At 41.6% G+C, this 18,797-nt stretch carries 16 protein-coding genes and 1 other RNA gene; 5 read left to right on the top strand and 12 right to left on the bottom strand.

Annotated elements, in window-relative coordinates:
* Positions 1 to 8: 8 nt before the first annotated feature.
* On the top strand, positions 9 to 1,019 hold the full coding sequence (gene mglC, locus EL121_RS06235; RefSeq protein ID WP_039198440.1) for a galactose/methyl galactoside ABC transporter permease MglC: 1,011 nt from the start codon (positions 9 to 11) through the stop codon (positions 1,017 to 1,019).
* A gap of 163 nt (positions 1,020 to 1,182) precedes the next feature.
* Here the strand turns inward: mglC and rpoH are convergent, their stop codons facing one another.
* A complete protein-coding gene (gene rpoH / locus EL121_RS06230) occupies positions 1,183 to 2,127 on the bottom strand; it encodes an RNA polymerase sigma factor RpoH (RefSeq protein ID WP_039198439.1) in 945 nt (314 codons plus the stop codon).
* 144 nt (positions 2,128 to 2,271) lie between these two features.
* Positions 2,272 to 3,609: an MFS transporter gene (locus tag EL121_RS06225; protein ID WP_039198438.1), complete on the bottom strand. Its 1,338-nt coding sequence runs from the start codon at positions 3,607 to 3,609 to the stop codon at positions 2,272 to 2,274.
* 179 nt (positions 3,610 to 3,788) lie between these two features.
* On the opposite strand from EL121_RS06225, the gene ssrA reads away from it, so the two are divergent.
* Positions 3,789 to 4,154, top strand: a transfer-messenger RNA (tmRNA) gene (gene ssrA / locus EL121_RS06220).
* 101 nt (positions 4,155 to 4,255) lie between these two features.
* Here the strand turns inward: ssrA and EL121_RS06215 are convergent.
* Together EL121_RS06215 and pptA are read right to left on the bottom strand one after the other, a co-directional pair.
* Positions 4,256 to 5,125, bottom strand: coding sequence for an alpha/beta fold hydrolase (locus EL121_RS06215; protein WP_039198437.1), 870 nt, complete (start codon positions 5,123 to 5,125; stop codon positions 4,256 to 4,258).
* Positions 5,126 to 5,174: 49 nt separating this feature from the next.
* Complete coding sequence (gene pptA / locus EL121_RS06210) at positions 5,175 to 5,402, bottom strand: tautomerase PptA (RefSeq protein ID WP_039198436.1); 228 nt, start codon at positions 5,400 to 5,402, stop codon at positions 5,175 to 5,177.
* Between the two features lie 120 nt (positions 5,403 to 5,522).
* On the opposite strand from pptA, the gene EL121_RS06205 reads away from it, so the two are divergent.
* Both EL121_RS06205 and EL121_RS06200 read left to right on the top strand, forming a co-directional pair.
* Complete coding sequence (locus EL121_RS06205) at positions 5,523 to 5,798, top strand: LysR family transcriptional regulator (RefSeq protein ID WP_039198435.1); 276 nt, start codon at positions 5,523 to 5,525, stop codon at positions 5,796 to 5,798.
* A gap of 13 nt (positions 5,799 to 5,811) precedes the next feature.
* Positions 5,812 to 6,396: a LysR substrate-binding domain-containing protein gene (locus EL121_RS06200; RefSeq protein WP_039198434.1), complete on the top strand. Its 585-nt coding sequence runs from the start codon at positions 5,812 to 5,814 to the stop codon at positions 6,394 to 6,396.
* An 89-nt stretch (positions 6,397 to 6,485) separates the two neighbouring features.
* Here the strand turns inward: EL121_RS06200 and lldD are convergent, their stop codons facing one another.
* The 6 genes from lldD to yccS all read right to left on the bottom strand — a co-directional run bounded on the left by lldD (position 6,486) and on the right by yccS (position 14,567).
* Positions 6,486 to 7,631, bottom strand: coding sequence for an FMN-dependent L-lactate dehydrogenase LldD (gene lldD / locus EL121_RS06195; protein WP_039198433.1), 1,146 nt, complete (start codon positions 7,629 to 7,631; stop codon positions 6,486 to 6,488).
* Between the two features lie 245 nt (positions 7,632 to 7,876).
* The gene (gene mqo / locus EL121_RS06190) at positions 7,877 to 9,355 is read right to left on the bottom strand and encodes a malate dehydrogenase (quinone) (RefSeq protein WP_039198432.1); all 1,479 of its coding nucleotides are present in this window, start codon (positions 9,353 to 9,355) and stop codon (positions 7,877 to 7,879) included.
* A gap of 176 nt (positions 9,356 to 9,531) precedes the next feature.
* Complete coding sequence (locus tag EL121_RS06185) at positions 9,532 to 10,041, bottom strand: hypothetical protein (RefSeq protein ID WP_039198431.1); 510 nt, start codon at positions 10,039 to 10,041, stop codon at positions 9,532 to 9,534.
* A gap of 73 nt (positions 10,042 to 10,114) precedes the next feature.
* Positions 10,115 to 11,743 (bottom strand): tannase/feruloyl esterase family alpha/beta hydrolase, encoded by a 1,629-nt coding sequence (locus tag EL121_RS06180; RefSeq protein WP_039198430.1) that lies wholly within the window; start codon positions 11,741 to 11,743, stop codon positions 10,115 to 10,117.
* A gap of 42 nt (positions 11,744 to 11,785) precedes the next feature.
* Positions 11,786 to 12,199, bottom strand: coding sequence for a hypothetical protein (locus EL121_RS06175; RefSeq protein WP_005621446.1), 414 nt, complete (start codon positions 12,197 to 12,199; stop codon positions 11,786 to 11,788).
* 184 nt (positions 12,200 to 12,383) lie between these two features.
* Complete coding sequence (gene yccS, locus EL121_RS06170) at positions 12,384 to 14,567, bottom strand: YccS family putative transporter (RefSeq protein ID WP_039198429.1); 2,184 nt, start codon at positions 14,565 to 14,567, stop codon at positions 12,384 to 12,386.
* 212 nt (positions 14,568 to 14,779) lie between these two features.
* Here yccS and thrC point away from each other — a divergent pair, with 212 nt between their 5' ends.
* Positions 14,780 to 16,063 carry a threonine synthase gene (thrC, locus tag EL121_RS06165; RefSeq protein WP_039198428.1) on the top strand — a complete coding sequence of 428 codons (1,284 nt, stop codon included), beginning with the start codon at positions 14,780 to 14,782 and terminating at the stop codon, positions 16,061 to 16,063.
* A 123-nt stretch (positions 16,064 to 16,186) separates the two neighbouring features.
* On the opposite strand, the gene uhpC is transcribed toward thrC, so the two are convergent.
* Both uhpC and EL121_RS06155 read right to left on the bottom strand, forming a co-directional pair.
* Entirely contained in the window at positions 16,187 to 17,512 is a 1,326-nt protein-coding gene (gene uhpC, locus EL121_RS06160) for an MFS transporter family glucose-6-phosphate receptor UhpC (protein ID WP_039198427.1), read from the bottom strand.
* A gap of 365 nt (positions 17,513 to 17,877) precedes the next feature.
* Positions 17,878 to 18,780 carry a hypothetical protein gene (locus tag EL121_RS06155; protein ID WP_052190403.1) on the bottom strand — a complete coding sequence of 301 codons (903 nt, stop codon included), beginning with the start codon at positions 18,778 to 18,780 and terminating at the stop codon, positions 17,878 to 17,880.
* Positions 18,781 to 18,797 lie beyond the last annotated feature (17 nt).

The raw sequence follows: 18,797 nt of genomic DNA, 5'->3' as shown, positions 1-18,797 counted from the left end.
AGTGATGTATGTCCGCTTTAAAACAGAATCGCACCATGGATTTTTTTAAACAAAATGCGATTTATTTTGTGTTATTAATTTTGTTAATTGTCATTATCGTACAAGACCCAAGTTTCTTAAGTTTACGTAACTTCAGTAATATTTTATCGCAATCTTCCGTGCGTTTAATTATTGCATTAGGGGTTGCCGGTTTAATTGTGACGCAAGGTACCGACTTATCCGCCGGTCGTCAGGTGGGATTGGCAGCGGTAATTACCGCAACCTTAATGCAATCGATGGAAAATATGAACCGAGTATTCCCCGATTTAGCTGAGATTCCGATTCCGGTTGTGATTCTTGCCGTATGTGCTATCGGCGCGGTTATTGGTTTATTAAATGGTTTTGTTATTGCTTATCTCAACGTAACGCCGTTTATTGCCACGATGGGGACAATGATCATCGTTTACGGTATCAACTCACTTTATTATGATGCGGTAGGCGGTTCACCGATTGCCGGTTTTAGCGATAGTTTCTCCTCTTTTGCTCAAGGTTTCTTCCGCTTCGGTGATTTTAAACTCTCTTACATCACGATTTATGCGGTAATCGCTACGTTAATTATGTGGACGCTTTGGAATAAAACCCGCTTCGGTAAAAACATTTTTGCGATCGGTGGTAACCCGGAAGCAGCACGTGTTTCAGGGGTAAACGTCCCGCTTAACTTAATGGGTATTTATATGTTATCCGGCGTGTTTTATGCATTCGGCGGTATGTTAGAAGCAGGTCGTATCGGCTCGGCAACCAATAACCTCGGTTTTATGTATGAAATGGATGCAATTGCGGCTTGTGTCGTGGGCGGCGTGTCATTTGCCGGTGGAGTCGGCACCATTATCGGCGTGGTGACCGGGGTAATTATCTTTACCGTTATCAACTACGGTTTAACCTATATCGGTGTAAACCCGTACTGGCAATACATTATTAAAGGCGGCATTATCGTGCTTGCGGTAGCGATTGACTCGCTCAAATACGCGAAGAAAAAATAAAGATTGTCCTTGTCCAAGCGGTGCTTTTTGCAAGATTTTTTGCAAATCGTACCGCTTTTTTATTGCCTAAAGCGGTTAACTAATAGATACAACAAGCGGTCTATTTTCATCCCAAATTTGCAAATTTCAGGTGAAAATAGACCGCTTATCTACGTATAGCACATTACTCTAAAGTAATTGCGTCTTTGATTTTTTTCAGTGCCGCATTTTCTAATTGGCGTACACGTTCGGCTGAAATGCCGTATTTATCCGCCAGATCTTGTAAAGTAGCTTTGTCTTCATCCAACCAACGGGTTTTAATAATATCTTGGCTACGTTCATCCAATGTCGCCAGCGCATAAGCCAATTGAGCAGTTGCTTCGCCCGTATGCTCTTCGTCTTCCAGTTCATCGGCAAAGTTTGAGCTATTATCTTCAATATACATTGAAGGCGCATAAGCCTCGTCATCATCTTCACCGGCAGGCAAATCAAAACCTAAGTCTTGACCGGTCATACGAGATTCCATTTCTCGCACTTCTTCAACCGACACCCCTAAATCCTCCGCCACTTTTTTGATTTCTTCTTCATTAAACCAAGCGAGACGATTTTTGTTTTTACGCAGATTAAAGAATAACTTACGTTGCGCTTTGGTGGTCGCCACTTTCACGATACGCCAGTTTTTTAATACGTATTCGTGAATTTCTGCTTTCACCCAATGCACTGCAAAAGACACTAAACGCACACCGACATTCGGGTCAAAACGTTTTACCGCTTTCATCAAGCCGATATTCCCTTCTTGAATTAAATCGGCAAGCGGCAGTCCGTAACCCAAATAGCCGCGCGCAATATGAATCACGAAGCGCATATGCGAAAGAATCAGTTGTTTTGCCGCTTCTAAATCTTCATCATAATAATAACGTTCCGCCAGCTCTTTTTCTTGTTCGGCACTGAGAATAGGATATTGATTTGCCATACGAATATAGCTATCGAGATTCCCTTGCGGAACAGGCATACCGCCTTGTACTAAAGCAGGATGCATCGCCTCACTCGGCTCGTTTTCTAGCACTTCTACTTCATCCGGCTCAATAATTTCTGCATCTTCTATCTCGTGTTCGTCAAATTTTTTCATCTTATTTCTCATTGGCTATTCATGACCCGTACATTATAACAGCGTTAGAATGATCCGGCGTGGATTTCTTACGAAAGCGTTGGACGACAATAAAAAAGCGGAGTTCCCGCCTGAGAAATCCGCTTTTTGAGTATATGAATTTATTTAAGCTTTAATGGTTTTTTCTTCGTGTTTCGCTAACACTAAATACCCCACCGCAGAGAACACGGAAAGCGCTGCAATCACCACATAAGACCAGAACCAACCGAAGTTATCCGCCATAATCGGCATAATCCAGTTTGCGCCCATATTACCGATTAGATAAGCAGTTACACCGACAAAGCCGATTGCCGTACCGGCAACATTTAACGGTACAAAGTTAATGGTTAAGATATTTACGATTAATTGCGGACCGTAAATCAACGCCCCCAAAATACCGCAAATCACCAACAATAACGGATAATTCGGCGTACCGCTCGCCGTGACATATTCATAAGCGAAAACAACTCCCGCCATAATAAATAAGCCGATCGCCCCCATTTTTGCCATTTTATTCGGATATTTAACCGCTAGCCAAGCAAACACCAATGACCCCGGAATCGCTACCCATTCTAAAACGGAAATCGCCATATGCGATTCGGCATCCCCCATTTTCGCCACTTCATGCAAATAAATCGGCATCCAGTCTTCCACCCCAAAGCGGATAAAATAGAGCGCCACATTCACCGCAGCAACTAATAATAATGCCGGATTTAAAAACACATATTTCCAAATCAACTGCCAATAGCTCAGGCTATTTTTTTCTTCTTCGGTCGCCACATTGGATTCACCCGCTTCACCGTACATAGTACGTAACGAATCCAACCCCTCACCTTCCGGTGTATCGCCGCCGAATTTCCAACAAAACAGCGCAAAACATAGCACTAACACAGCAGGCACTAAGAACGCCATTAACACATTACCGCTGGAAGGCACAATAAAGCCCATGGTGGTCATGGTTGCAATCATCATCGGTAACAGTGCAGAGCCCATATTTTGCGAAATATTCCAACCGGCAATTGCCGCACCTCGGGTTTTGTTCGGATAGTAATTGGCAATCATACTTTGCGATGCCGGCGCTAGCGCCCCTTGCACCACACCGCATAACACCAATAACACCGCAAGCGTAATGATTGAGGTATGGTAGAAACCGATCGTAATACAAATCACCGCACTTGCCGCTAAGCAAATAGCGAATAACTTACGCAAACTCACACGGTCGCCCAATGCGCCCATATAAAATTTTGCCAAGCCATAGGAAATAGTCAGACAGGACAGTAACATCGCAATATCCGCTTTTTCCCAGCCGTTGGTCACCATAATGGACTTCGACATAAGTTTAAAATTATTACGCACTAAATACGCACAGACATAGCCGAGAAACGCCACAATAAAAATCATTTTTTGGCGTTTAAGAAAAGTGGCGAACTTTTCCGGCTCTTTTTGTTGGTATGCGAAAGTCATAATGACTCCTTATCAAAAGAAAAAAAGATTAACTGCGCGAATTACAATAAATCGGAGTCTATTTGTCAAAATAAAAAAGTGAAATATTTGAACTACTCCGCAAATTAATTTACTAAGCGGTCGAATTTGCAAAATTTTTTGCAAAATCAACCGCTTTCCATTAGAATTGCAAGACTTTTGGGGCTGATTCTGGATTCGACGGGATTAGCGAAGTCCAAGGTGCACGTCGAGGTGCGGTAGGCCTCGTAAACAAACCGCAAAAAAATAGTCGCAAACGACGAACAATACGCTTTAGCAGCTTAATAACCTGCTCATAGCCTTATCGCCTCAGCTTCCGCTCGTAAGACGAGGGCAACGATAAGTCACCCAAAACGAGATCGTGTGGACGCCGCCGTTTGAGGATCGAAACACTAAATTGAATCAAACTAGCTTATTTCTTGCGTGTCTGTCCGCTGGAGATAAGTGAAACTAAAGACTAGACTAAACGTGTAGTGCTGAAGATGGAGTAATTTCGGACGGGGGTTCAAATCCCCCCAGCTCCACCAAATTTCACAAAAAAAGCCCTCGCTCGCAAGAGCTGGGGCTTTTTCTATTCTTATATGTCACGCTTTTGATAAATAGCGGTAAACACCATGGCTGATAACATTTATTTATCATGCTTTAAAAACGGTTCAATATTCTCCCACACTGCGGGGAAATTCACTTGAAATACAGGATGCGGAGCATTTGGGATAATAGCAAGCTGAGCATTTGGTATCGCTTTATAAGCCGAAATTATCGTATCTAACGGGGCATTTTGATCTTTCTCGCCAGCTAATACTAAAACGGGCTGTGTGATTTTTGATAAGCTTTCAGCTGATACTTCCAATTGATTGAAATACATAATATTTTGCTGATACCACTCATTCATACGATCAGGCTCCGGACGAATACCTTGTTGCTGTTGCCAATAATTTGTATCCAGTTTACTAAAATCCGTAAATGAGCCATCAAAATGGCGAAAACCTTTCTTCCAAGTCCCTGCTCCAATTGCAATGATTTTGCTCACTTTTTCAGGGTAATCGAGAGCAAATTGATAAGCAGTATAGGCGCCATCACTAAAACCTAAAAGAGTGACGGGTTCTTTTACTTGACCTAATACGGCATTTAAATCTTTAGCTTTTTGTGAGTAACTAGGGGTTAACGAGCCAATGCCTGATTTTCCGTGTCCACGAGTAGAAACAGCTATCACTTGATAATTTGGAGATAATTTATCAATAAATTGCCCCATTTCAGCAATAGAGCCAACTAAACCACCATGCAACACAACCACAGGTTTACCTGAACCATAGATTTCATAATAAATTTGCGTATCACCAACATTCTGATAGTGTCCTGCTTGGCGATTATTACCGTAAGCTATGGAACTTATGTAGCTATTTTCCTGTTGCCCAAAATAACGCAAGGCATTCTCAGCAAAGCTACTTGTACTTAAACAAGTGCTCGAAATAATCAGAAATTTTGCCAATTTATTCATAATTTTTTACCGAAAAGATTGCTAATTTAATGTTCACGAAGCATGTTTATTACATTTCATAATCTGGTTTTTTCGCCAATTTAGCCAAGTTCGGCTTGATTTCCTGATGATAAACATCACCCCAATTTTCAGGTTCAATTTCGGTGTATTGAATAGAAACAACATCATCTGTTGCTTTTAAGTGTTTTTGCACAAGTACATTGAGCTCTGAAATAAAATGATTAAATTCCGTTTCAGTTAAATTTTTTGGATAACATTTTACATTGATATGTGGCATAACATTTCCCTCTTTTAGATGATGTTTTTGTTAAGACTCATTATATATATTTAGATTATCTTGATAATCCTTTGTTTCCTTAATACACTTTGAAGAAAAACTTATAAATATGAGGTAATTATGGAAACCGTTAAGGCATTATTAATTCTGGGAAAAGTACTAGATGCAGGAAATATGTCTCAGGTAGCGAGAGAGTTAGGTATTAGTAGTTCTGCTGTTAGCCAACATATTCGCCAACTAGAAAAACATTACGGTATTCGTGTACTTAATCGTACTACACGGAAAATAAGCCCAACGGAAGCTGGACAGATATTATGGCAAGGTGCGAAAGAAATTGAACATGCACTAGTAAGTAACATCTCAACAAAATCTGACCGCTCTTCAAACAGATTTTAAAGGCAAAATTCGCATGAGTTTACCGAGCGGTTTTATTGAAAGCAGAGAAATACAGCACTTTATTCAACGTTTAGAACAAGCTTATCCGCAAATTGAACTGATTTTACTGACGGATGACAGTATTGCAGATTTAATGGATGGCTCAATTGATATTGCTATACGTGCTGCCGAACCAGCCCCTAATAGCCAATTGATCGTCCGTTACCTTACTCAATGGCGACTTTGTCTATGTGCTTCCCCCGCATATTTAGCTGAAAATCCTATTCGTACGCCAACGGATTTATTAGCACAAAAATGGCTGAAATATAACGATAGCGTATTTAATAATGCTTTTAGCAATCTAAACTTGGGGCAATTTCGTAGTAGTAAAATTCTACACTGCCCAACTATTCTTGCAGCGAGAACCTTGGCTATTGCAGGCTTCGGACTCACCTTCCAACTTGAAGGTGAAATTGCCTCAGCAATTAAAAAAGAAGAATTGGAAATAGTACTGCCGCATATTCAAATGCCGTACTACAATCTATATGCCGTCACTGCTCACCGTAAACAATCCGCCAAAATGGAATGTGTTTTGAAATTATTAAAAGAAAGTTTTTAACAAAAAATAGTCCAAATACTCCAGCTAATCCCACAAAAAAAGCCCTCGCTCGCAAGAGCTGGGGCTTTTTGTTTATATAAGAGTTAATGTTACAACTTACTTAAATCCACTAGCGCATCACGGGTGATGTCGCTGATTTTTTGGTTGCTGGTAAGGGTCATTGCGACGTGCATTTCTTTCTTGAAGATATCTAACATATTTTCTACACCGGCTTTGCCTGCTGCGCCGAGAGCATACACAAACGCACGTCCAAGCATAGTAGCGTCCGCACCTAATGCGAGCATACGTACAATATCTAAGCCGTTACGAATGCCTGAATCGGCAAGAATTTTAATATCGCCTTTCACCGCATCCGCAATCGAAGGTAAGGCTCTTGCGCTGGATAATGCACCGTCTAGCTGGCGACCGCCGTGATTTGAAACCACAATACCGTCCGCACCGAAACGTACCGCATCTTTCGCATCTTCCGGATCTAAAATACCCTTGATCACCATTGGGCCGTCCCAGAAATCACGAATCCATTCCAGATCTTTCCACGAAATTGACGGGTCGAAGTTCTCGCCTAACCACACGACGTAATCATCTAAACCCACTGCTTTACCGGTATAAGCCGAAACGTTACCAAGCGTATGCGGTTTACCTTTAATACCAACATCCCACGCCCAGAACGGGTGAGTTACCGCTTGTAATGCACGGCGAATTTCTTTGTAATCACCACTCATACCCGAATGGCGATCACGATAACGTGCGCCCGGTGTCGGCATATCCACGGTAAACACTAAGGTTGAACAACCAGCCGCTTTGGCACGTTCTAGCACGTGTTTCATAAAACCACGGTCTTTTAACACATAAAGTTGGAACCACATTGGGCGTTTAATTGCGGCAGTCACTTCTTCAATCGGACAAATTGAGACAGTCGAAAGCGTGAACGGAATGCCTTTATTTTCTGCCGCTTGCGCCGCCTGCACTTCGCCACGGCGAGCATACATACCACAAGCGCCCACCGGTGCTAACACCGCCGGAATTGCCAGTTTTTCACCGAATAATTCAATTTCGGTATCAAGCTTCGACATATCTTTTAACACACGTTGACGTAATGCGAGATCGGCGAGATCAGTCACATTGCGCTCTAGAGTACGCTCTGCAAATGATCCGCCGTCCGCATAATGAAACATAAACGGGGGAACACGGCGACGTGCGGCTTCACGATAGTCATTGGCTGATGAAATAATCATTTTTACCTCTTTATTCTAAATATTATGGAGCTAATTAAAATGCGAATAATTAATATTTAGATTCTAGATCAAAAATGTTAGTGAAGATATAACAGAATGTGAATTTTTTGTGAAAATGCGTCAGAGATCACACAAATTTTCGAAATATGCTGGAAAGTAGGTAAAACAGAGGGGGAAGCAAGCGGTCAATTTTGGCAATTTTTTTGCAAATTGCAAAAATCACACTAAAAACGACCGCTTATCCGTTAGTTGAGGGTAAGTTTCAAACTTGAGGCAAAGCGTGCTTTAAGCTGTGTATAAAGTTCCGGCTCATTGCGTAACGCTTTATTGAAAGAAGGCATCATTTGTTCAAGTTTAGTCTGCCATTCAGGCAACTCATCAACAAAGCAGCGACAAATCACATCTAGCATCGCTTTTACCGAAGTGGATGCGCCCGGAGACGCACCAAGCAGCACCGCAAGCGAACCGTCTTGAGCGTGAATCACTTCCGTACCAAAACGCATATCGTTTTGACGAATCACCTGTACGCGCTGACCGGCAACTAACAAATCCCAATCTTCGCTTTTAGCATTCGGCATAAACTCTCGCAGCTCCGCCATACGCTGTTCTTTGGTTAACATCGCCTGTTTTACTAAATAATTAGCTAGTGGTAAGTTTTTAACACCGGCAATCATCACCGAGCTAAAATTCGCCGGGCGAATAGAGGTAATTAAGTCGAAATGGCTGCCTTGTTTTAAAAATTTAGTCGTAAAACCGGCAAAAGGCCCGAACAATAATGTTTGCTTACCATTGATAAAACGGCTATCTAAGTGAGGCACGGACATTGGCGGTGCACCCACTTTCGCTTTGCCATACACTTTAGCCTGATGCTGGGCAATCACTTGCGGATTGTTACACACCATAAATAAACCGCTAACCGGAAAGCCGCCGATACTTTTCGCCTCGGCAATACCGGATTTCTGTAACAAATGCAAACTACCGCCACCACAACCGATAAACACAAATTTACTACGATGTTTACGTAGCTGATTTGAAGCGTCAATCACGGAAATTTCCCACTCGCCATTCGGTAAGCGAACTAAATCCGAGACTTGATGATTTAAGTTGAGTTCCGCTTCTTGCGTAGCTAAGTAAGCGAATAATTTGCGGGTTAACGCACCGAAATTGACATCAGTGCCTCCCGCCATATAACTGGCGGCAACCGGCTGATTCGCGGAGCGATCCGTCATCATCAACGGTATCCATTGTGCCAATTGTTCCGGCGCTTGGCTAAATTGCATCTCAGCAAAAAAATGATGTTGGGTTAATGCTTGATAGCGTTTTTTCAGAAACGCGACATCGGCTTCGCCCTGCACGAAACTGATATGTGGAATCGGCTGAATAAATTGCTGCGGCTGACTAATTTTTCCGGTTTCAACCAAGTAACTCCAAAGCTGTAACGACAACTGGAAATCTTCGAAAATTTTCAATGCGCGTTCGGTTTCAATTTCACCGTTCGCTTGCTGTGCGGTGTAATTCAGCTCACATAATGCCGCATGGCCGGTGCCTGCATTGTGCCATTCGTTTGAGCTTTCTAAACCTACTGCCGATAATTTTTCAAAGACACTGATGGTCTTGTGAGGTGCAAGTTCTTTTAACAACGTACCTAAGGTTCCGCTCATAATCCCAGCCCCGATTAAAGTGACATCCGAAAATGAGGAAACGGCAGAAGGCGAGTTACTCATAACATTCCTTATTAAATTATTGTTAAGTTTTTGTGAAATTATACCGTGAAATAGGTATCAAAAATGTGAACCAGATCACATTTTTATAAACTCTATGTAGAAATGAGGCAAAATAAAAGCGGTCATTTTCATGCAAAGTTTTGCAAAAAAATGACCGCTTATAAAGGCTTAATACGCTATAGATCGTCAATCAAACTATTCGCCTTTTTCGGCTGATAACGCAAATTCAATTGCGCCGGTACGGTAGTCTGCCCCTGTGGGGTATCAACTTTTGTCGCCGGAATGAAGATCAAGCGAATACTGTCATCATCAAATACCATAAACCATTTTTGATCGGTTGGTAACAGCTGTCCTAATTTGATATTGCCGGAAATATGAGTCGGCTCACCGTATTTTTGGCGTAAACCTTGGCTCACACGATCTCGTTCATGCGCCGCCAGCACTAGATTGATTAATTCTAATCTCTGATCAGCAAAACGGATAATAGCTTTTATCGGCTGTTCGGCAAACTTAAACTGATTACAGCGCCAAACATTATCCGCTTCAAGTTCTTCCCACATACTTAGGCATAATTTGCTTTTTCGCACCTCATCAATCGAGCTGCCAAATTTCAGATCTTTATAGCCTTCTGCCGCAACAGAATTTAAAGCAAATAGGCTGATTAATAAAATTAGATATTTTTTCATTAGAATCCTCAGTAAGCGGTCAAAATTGCGAAAAATTTTGCAAAATCAACCGGTTGTCTATTAGAGTTGCACCCTATTTACATTCAAAGCTGGTGGCTTTGTTTTCATCTCCACCGACATAAGTCGCAATTTTCGGATATGGACACAGCGGCATTTCTTTCGCTTTATTTGACATCTCAGGTCCAGCTTTTGCAAGAATAAAATCAGGCGCTTTGCCCTCATCCGTCCATTGCTCTAACGCCGTAAGCGGATCGAAGTTCTCCGTGGCCGGCCCCATACCGCAATGGTTCATACCCGGCACCATAAATACCCGAGCAAAACCCTGTACATCTTTCATATTCGCCTGCAATTGGTTATACCAATCTCGTAAATCATGTGCGGAAAATACCGGATCGGACACACCCTCAAAAATAATCATCTTACCGCCTTTCGCTTGGAAGTAAGATAAATCCGTTTCATCGGCATCATTTACCCCGGCGATTTCAGCCGTTTTGGCAACATCTTTATCAAAATCGAATGTGAGCGTATCAAACGCCGGATTATGCGGTGTCATAAAATATTGCGCTAAACTTTTCACGCCCATGGTAAAATTGATGGCATTCGGTTCAGCCGTTTGCGAAGAACCGTGTTTCCACACTCGCCAACCGTTGGTATTCAGACCAGCGTCATAAGGCCAAGAAGCATATACGTTTTCACCACGGCTATTTTTCGCCCCGCCAAAAATGGCATTTAATAACGCGACTTTTTGTTCCGCACGCTCACCTAATTCCGCTTTTACCATTTCCGGTTTAAAGTCGCACTGTTCCCAAGCGTTAATGATGCCGTCCGCTAAGCCGTCTTTGGCATCACACTGTTTAAGCACGCCTTTTACCACCACGTCCAAATCCGCTTGCGTCAGCGCATTGGCAACAATTTTTTCGCCTTTTTCATTGGTTGGCGCATATTTCAAGAAATGTTGGTTATCCCACGCTTCCGCCACGGCGGCTCTCGATAAACGGAAACCTGGATTACCGGCGACTACCCCGTCAAATTCGTGCGGATAACGCATTGCCGCTTGCATCGCCTCTCGTCCGCCATTCGAGCAGCCCATGAAGAAGCTCTTGCTCGGCTTCGTTTGATACATTTGTTCGATAAGTTGTTTAGCAACCGCTGTTACTTTACCGGTGGAAGCTAGCGCATAGTTAAAACGAGCCAATTGATCTTCCGAAAACGAGGTGTCCCGAGAACCACCGCCATGGCCGCTATCGGTACTCACCACCGCATAACCACGAGACAGCGCTGGTAAAGCGTCCGAACCACGCACCGGTGTTTTACCAATCGCAGGAGATACTACACCGTTCGTGCCGCCACCGCCTTGAAATAAGAATTTCTTATTCCATTGTTCCGGTAAGCGAAGTTGGAAACTAATCGCATACGGTTTGCCGTTTACCCCGATACGTTTTTCTATTTCACCGGTGACAATACAATGTGCGCCGGCAGTCACCGGCTTCGCACTTGCACCGCTCATCGCCGCATTCTTATCTTGGGGTAATTCGCCGGCTGGCAACCATTCAATTTTGATAATCTGCGTATCGTAAATTTTCGCCTCTTTTAATGCGGCACATTGCTGCACCGCCGACCAATCGGTTTGAGTTTCTGCATTTGCCACTTGGCTGATGCCGATCAATGCTAGCGCACTGGAAATTGCCGTGAGTTTGTGCATAAGTTCACTTCCTTATCATTATGTTATGAAAAATTTAGCCGTCTAATAATAACGGCCTTTAAAAGCGTTGATTGCCGCCAACCCGAAGAAAAGACCAAATAAGAAATCGCCGAAACCATAGCTAGCAAAAAAGCAAAACATCAGCATAGATTGTCCGGCAAGCGCATCTAATTTTTCGGGCTGGGTCGCTAGCCAATATGCCCAAGCGGCGGCATACAACATTTTTTCCAAACAAAAAATTAATACTAAGTGAGGCGTTAACCAAAAGCGACGAGCGACCGACCAATAAGCCAAGCCCCATAAAATAATCGCAATTTGACCAAGCCAAGAAAAAACGATCGGATCATTTTCCATTAAGGTGGGATTGGTGAAAAACTGAGTAAAACCTAAAATACCGACAAGATTATATAACCCTGCCAAAATAAAGCCTTGAATTGCAGACTGTTTACTTAACACTAAAACTCTCCATAAATAAATCTATTCCACACATCAATATAGGCAGACTAAGGATGTGCAAGTTCGCATTCTAAGACTATTTTGCGAAATTTCATACAATCTATGGTGCATTGTTATACGTATATGTAATAAAAAAGCGGTTCGATTTGCAAAAAATTCGGCAAATCGGACCGCTTGTTGACGGTTAATGCTGCTGTGAATAGAAATGTTCTTTGTTTACCAATGCCTGAAGTTGAGGCAAGAGCTGCACAATCAAACGCAATTGTTGTGTTAACACCAAGGCTAATCGGTCTTCTCCGGCTTGATGTTCAATTTCAAATTGATTTAACGCCTGATCTATGTCCGCTAGCTGTTGCTCAATATGCACACCGCTAACTTTCGCATAAGTCATTTCATCTAAAACCTTCACGACTTTTTTACTCTGGCTAAAGAAAATTGCGGAAAAATCAATATGATGATTCAGTTCATGACTTTCTACCCGATAAGCACCCAATGCGGAAATATAACCTAACAATGTATAAGTTACCCCCAATAGCGTCGGGGCAAAATGCAGCGCATTTTGGTATTTTTGCGGCTCGCTATGCATATTTGAAATTACCGCACTCAACGCTGAAATATGGTTATGTACGTCTCGGCGTGCCACTCGATAGCCAAGCTGATCGTTATAACCGAATTGCAACTGCGCCAAAATATGGCGTAAATATTGCCCGCTTGCTTTCAACGTATTCTGTAAATTTTGATGTAAATTCAAATATTTCCAGTCCGGATAAATAAACGAAACCGCCAACCACGCAATTGCTGTGCCTAATAACGTATCAAATAAACGAGGCAATAAGGCATTTTGTGCGCCCAAGCCCGCCACATCTAGACTCACAAACACCAATAGCGTAATAAAGAAGGTGGAAGAGCCGTAATTACTTACCCTAAAAAAGTAATACAAACTGCCGGTTAAAGTAATTAGCCCCAATTGCGCTTCCAAACTGGGTGAAAAATATTGGAAACAATAGCCGACAAACACCCCGAGCATTGTCCCGATCACCCGTTGAATCAGGCGTTTTTTAGTGGCGGAATAATTCGGCTGGCAAACGAAAATAGCGGTCAGCAAAATCCAATAACCTTTGTTATCTAAGCCGGATAAAAACACGATTAAACTACAAGCAAATACCACTAACGATAAACGTAACGCATGACGAAATAGCTGTGAAGAAAGCGTACATTGGCTGCGAATCGCCGAAAACATATTACGTAAACCCGATACGTTTTCCGCTGTTAAGCGGGCGGATTTGGCAAAATCTTTGCGTAAATTATCTACTGATGTCTGTTGCTCAATTTGGCTTAACTGCCCTTCAATATTGCGTAAGTTCTCGGCAATCGATAACCAACGATGCGCACTATGTAACCCTCTTGCCTGATGATAATTCAATGAATTCAACAAACCTTGTAACGCTTTCTCGCCCCGCACACTGTGTTGATAGCTTTCTCGATGACGCAGCGCTGAAGCGATTCGTTGGCAAGCCATCGCCTGAAGTTCCATCACCCGCTGAAAACGGAACATTAAATCGCTATTGCTGAGTTGTTGGAAAAGTTCGTGATATTGATAATGGCTGGAACTCGCACGCTCTAAAATATCTTGCGCGGTAAAGTAATAGCGCAATAAACGACGGGTGCGGACATGGCGATGTTGCCCTTGTAAACGATAAAACAGCGAAACTCGAGTTTGGTCGAAAGCCGCCATCACTTGCTGATTTGCCTTTGCCAACGCCAATTGCTTAGCAGGCAAATCATCATCGTCCGGATCAAAATATTCTGATTTTGCCTGTAAATAGGCGGCTAACGCATCATACGCTTTCGCTAAGTTTTCCTGCACCAAACGATTCGGAAAACATAAATGCACGACAATACTGACCAGCCCATATAACAGCGCACCGGCTAAAATCATTAACGGACTGCCGTACCAACTATCGTCTGCGCTGTAGGTCAAGCAAGTATAAACCGACACAATTAACGTACCGAAAGCAATCGTACTATAACGCTGCCCAATCGCCCCCAACATCACTAACGCAAAAGTGCTGACCATTGCCACCGGCAAAAACAACCAGCCTACACTGAGCGACCACTGCGCACTCAAAGTGGATAACGAAAAAGCGACTAAACTCAGTGCTAAATTCTTCACTTTGCCGGTTAAACTGCTATCCAAATCCACTAAACCGCCGGCAATTACCCCCAGCACCAACGGCATAGCAAGATGTGACATCTGTAATTGCCACACCACAACCGAAACAAGATTTATCGCAATAAAGATAGGAAGCGTTTTAATGATATTTTCCGACAACCAGTCGGTTTGAATCTTTTTGAATAGGCTTTTCATAGGCTACAAGCGGTCGAATTTATGCAAAAGTTTGCAAATTTTAAAGCAAATTCAACCGCTTGCAAAAGAGAATGGCGAGATATTTCTTTGTACTTTACCTAAGCGGTGAAGATTTTAAAAATTTGCGCAAATAATCACGCCTTTTGCATTGACTAACGAAGGATAATGGCTAGAATCAGATAAATCACTCTTAATATAAAGGACCCATCCTAATGAACTTATACAACATCAAACACCCCGAAGAACAAGTGAATTTTGCACAAGGCGTGCGCCAAGGTTTAGGTAAAGATCAGGGTTTATTTTTCCCTGAAGTGTTACCAAAATTTGACGATATCGAGGCGTTACTCGATTTACCTTTAGTTGAGCGCAGTCAAAAAATTCTTACGGCGCTGATTGGTGAAGAGCTCCCGCAAGAAACGGTAAATGCTATGGTAAAAAATGCATTTACCTTCCCCGCACCGCTCGCAAAAGTGAATGACGACATTTATGCACTTGAGCTGTTCCACGGCCCGACACTGGCGTTTAAAGACTTCGGCGGTCGTTTTATGGCACAAGCGCTTGCAAGCGTGCGTGGTGACGGCAAAATCACCATTTTAACCGCAACCTCAGGTGATACCGGTGCGGCGGTTGCACACGCATTCTACGGTTTAGAAAATATCAATGTGGTGATCCTTTATCCGAAAGGCAAAATCAGCCCGTTACAAGAAAAATTATTCTGTACCTTAGGCGGCAATATTCGTACCGTTGCGATCGAATCGGACTTTGACGCTTGCCAAGCCTTAGTAAAACAAGCGTTTGACGATGCAGAATTACGTCAAGCGATCGGCTTAAACTCAGCAAACTCAATCAATATCAGCCGTTTATTAGCGCAAGTTTGTTATTACTTTGAAGCGGTAGCACAATTACCTAAAGAAAAACGTGCTGACGTAGTGGTTTCGGTACCAAGCGGCAACTTCGGTAACTTAACAGCAGGTTTAATCGCAAAAACTCTAGGTTTACCAATCAAACGTTTTATCGCTTCAACCAATGCGAACGACACTGTACCTCGTTACTTAAAATCAGGTAAATGGGAACCGAATGCAACGGTTGCAACCCTGTCAAATGCAATGGACGTAAGCCGCCCGAACAACTGGCCACGTGTAGAAGAATTATTTAAACGTAACGGCTGGGCGTTAAGCGATTTAGGTTCAGCGGCATTAAATGATGCAGAAACCGAAGCGGCATTAAAAGCACAATATGCGGAAGGCTACTTATGCGAACCGCACGGTGCGATCGCTTACCAAGTGTTAAAAGATCAGCTTCAAGCAGGCGAAACCGGTATTTTCCTCTGCACCGCCCACCCGGCGAAATTCAAAGAATCGGTAGAGCGCATTTTAGAGATCGAATTACCACTACCGGAAGCATTGGATAAACACAACAAAATGGAATTGTTATCTGACACCATGCCGGCAGATTTCGCAAAATTACGTGAATATTTGTTAGCAGGTAACAACTAATCTAGCGATCAAAACAAAAGCGCTCAAAGATGAGCGCTTTTCTATTCTCCTAAAAACACGATAGCACCCGCACTGACAGTTCTCCTAGCACGGCAAGCAGTTCTAGGTTAAGCATAACAACACTTAGCTAATCGCTTGATTTCGTCTGTTTTGCAATACAAACACTAAAACGAGTAATAGCGCACAAGCTAATGAGATAATGAATAACGTGCTGAAGAAACCGTTCCATTTGAATTGTTCGATAATCAATGATAACGGTAAACCGGCAATTGCCGCACCAATATAGGCGAATAAACTCACAAAACCGGTTGATGCGCCGGATGCATATTTATGTGAGTTTTCCGCTGCCGCCATCGCAATTAAGAATTGTGGTCCGAAGATAAAAAAGCCCATCAAGAAAAATAAACTCGACATAATGAATTTATCATCACTTGGAATCAGCCATAACCCCAAAGCAACCGAAATAATCCCTAACACATAAATAATGTTCATTTGTGTGCGGTTACCTTTAAAGAATTTATCGGAACCCCAGCCGGCAAATAACGCCCCTAAAAAGCCCCCGATTTCAAAGAATGCGATAACCGTATTCGCTTGCAATAAATCATAATGATGGGTCTCGGTTAAATATAAATTACCCCAGTCATTAATACCGGTTCTGACGATATAAACCAAACCATAAGAAATCGCCAACGCCCAAATAATTTTATTTTTAAATACGTATTGTTTGAGAATTTCCCATGTGGTTAAGCCCAAGCCGTCACTTTCATGTTTTTGTTCCGCAATATCATTACGCCACTCCCCTACGGTCGGCAGCCCCATTGAAGCCGGTCTGTCTCGCAATAAAACACACAAACCAATCCCGACCACAACCGCAATCACACCGGGAATAATCATTCCGTAACGCCAGCCCCAAGCTAAGGTTGCCGCCCCTGCGAGTAACGGAATCACCGCACCGCCTAAATTATGCGACGTATTCCAAATCGCCCACCACAAACCACGCTCATTACGAGAATACCAAGTGTTTAAAATTTTTGAGCATGGCGGCCAGCCCCAGCCTTGGAAGAACGCATTAATCATCCACAATGTAACGAACATAAAAATGGAAGAACTCATCCCGAAGAAGATATTCACCAAGCCGGTTGCCATTAAGCCTAATCCCATAAAATATCTCGGATTAGAACGATCTCCGATGACACCGGATAAAAACTTAGATACGCCATAGGTCAAATAAAATGCCGTCCCCATCATACCAATATCCGCTTTTTGCAGACCCAAATCGGTCAACATTGCCGGCATCACAAAATTAAAACCTTTACGGGTAAAATAGAAAACTGCATAACCGACATAACTGACCAACATTAACTGTATCCGCCAATAACGATAGGTTTTATCGATCTCCTCTTTTGTTTTGGTAATAGGAAGATCCGGTGCTTCTTTAAAAATATTCATTTGATACTCCCAATCAGAAAATTTACTCATCTGACCGGACTATATATGAAAACTCACGCTAAAAAAGTGACCACTATCACATTTTAATAATGTGCGAGAACAGTATTTACAGCTATTTGATTTCGCTAAAGGTTTTCACCAAGAGCCACAGCGTGGCTCAACAGGCTCGAAGAGCCTCCTAACCACGTACGGCTCGTGCGTGGTAGTGAATAACAACAAGCGGTCGAATTTTCCTGATATTTTGCAAATTTTTAAGAAAATTTAACCGCTTGTTTTACTTAGTAACGATAGCGAAATAGATTAACTTTCTTTTTGAATAGTTTTTCCAATTATTTCTCATCAATAATTGGAAAAACAAACTTATATTAGTTAGTAGGATCTTCATCTAATATATTATATATTTCCATTACATTATTTATATATCGTATGTCAGGATTATAATTTTTGATACTTTCTCTTATTGCATTATATTCATTCTTCTCAGAAGAAAGTATTTCTCTATATTTTAATATTAAAATATTTCCTCCTATCCTTATACTATCGATATCAGATAATTTACTTGGGCTATTTACTTGCATTACACCAGTAGTTTTTATACATCTAGTAAAGAATAAAACTCTTTCCAAAAATCTTATAACTAGGCCTCTATTAAAGTTTTCATAAATCATAATGGAATAAATTAAATTTGTTTCTTTTTCAGAAGAAGTTAATTCCTTAACAACATAATCAAAACGATAAGAAAAATCACTCTTCATTTTCAAAATATATTTTTGTTCTCTCTCATAGCTATCACCATTATTAGATATTGTATTTAATGTTTTATAAATATATCCTATAAAACCAAACCATAATGCAGTTGCTATATCTTCCTTTGATGGTATTAAAAACTCTTTAGTTAATAAAAATTCATTATATACTACATATGATATGCTTGTAGAAACCACACTAATTAGAAATATGGTTTTCCAGTCAGTTATGCTATGTCTCCCCATGACAATAATATATGTCACTCTAATTAGAAAACTATACACCACGACATAATATATATCAATAATACATGAATCAAACCCTAATTTATGAAATAACAATGATGCTATAAATATAAAGACCACAGGGCTAAATGACTTATACAATAGATCAAATACAGTATTATATTCTTGTTCATAAAATGAAAACTCATAATACCCATAATCTACAGATTTTTTTCCAAACCAATTAGTTATTAAAAATAGAAATAAAGCTAATATAAAATGTAATAATACAACCATAAAACAATATCCTTTAA

This window comes from Actinobacillus equuli, assembly GCF_900636745.1.
GTDB classification, from domain to species: domain Bacteria; phylum Pseudomonadota; class Gammaproteobacteria; order Enterobacterales; family Pasteurellaceae; genus Actinobacillus; species Actinobacillus equuli.
Note: the sequence above shows the minus strand (reverse complement) of the source record. Positions and strands in the feature narration are given on the sequence as shown.

What these genes read in the sequence shown, in the direction of transcription:
- mglC (WP_039198440.1), top strand. Translation starts at nt 9, where the DNA reads ATGTCCGCTTTAAAACAGAATCGCACCATGGATTTTTTTAAACAAAAT.
- rpoH (WP_039198439.1), bottom strand. Translation starts at nt 2,127, where the DNA reads ATGAAAAAATTTGACGAACACGAGATAGAAGATGCAGAAATTATTGAG.
- EL121_RS06225 (WP_039198438.1), bottom strand. Translation starts at nt 3,609, where the DNA reads ATGACTTTCGCATACCAACAAAAAGAGCCGGAAAAGTTCGCCACTTTT.
- EL121_RS06215 (WP_039198437.1), bottom strand. Translation starts at nt 5,125, where the DNA reads ATGAATAAATTGGCAAAATTTCTGATTATTTCGAGCACTTGTTTAAGT.
- pptA (WP_039198436.1), bottom strand. Translation starts at nt 5,402, where the DNA reads ATGCCACATATCAATGTAAAATGTTATCCAAAAAATTTAACTGAAACG.
- EL121_RS06205 (WP_039198435.1), top strand. Translation starts at nt 5,523, where the DNA reads ATGGAAACCGTTAAGGCATTATTAATTCTGGGAAAAGTACTAGATGCA.
- EL121_RS06200 (WP_039198434.1), top strand. Translation starts at nt 5,812, where the DNA reads ATGAGTTTACCGAGCGGTTTTATTGAAAGCAGAGAAATACAGCACTTT.
- lldD (WP_039198433.1), bottom strand. Translation starts at nt 7,631, where the DNA reads ATGATTATTTCATCAGCCAATGACTATCGTGAAGCCGCACGTCGCCGT.
- mqo (WP_039198432.1), bottom strand. Translation starts at nt 9,355, where the DNA reads ATGAGTAACTCGCCTTCTGCCGTTTCCTCATTTTCGGATGTCACTTTA.
- EL121_RS06185 (WP_039198431.1), bottom strand. Translation starts at nt 10,041, where the DNA reads ATGAAAAAATATCTAATTTTATTAATCAGCCTATTTGCTTTAAATTCT.
- EL121_RS06180 (WP_039198430.1), bottom strand. Translation starts at nt 11,743, where the DNA reads ATGCACAAACTCACGGCAATTTCCAGTGCGCTAGCATTGATCGGCATC.
- yccS (WP_039198429.1), bottom strand. Translation starts at nt 14,567, where the DNA reads ATGAAAAGCCTATTCAAAAAGATTCAAACCGACTGGTTGTCGGAAAAT.
- thrC (WP_039198428.1), top strand. Translation starts at nt 14,780, where the DNA reads ATGAACTTATACAACATCAAACACCCCGAAGAACAAGTGAATTTTGCA.
- uhpC (WP_039198427.1), bottom strand. Translation starts at nt 17,512, where the DNA reads ATGAATATTTTTAAAGAAGCACCGGATCTTCCTATTACCAAAACAAAA.
- EL121_RS06155 (WP_052190403.1), bottom strand. Translation starts at nt 18,780, where the DNA reads ATGGTTGTATTATTACATTTTATATTAGCTTTATTTCTATTTTTAATA.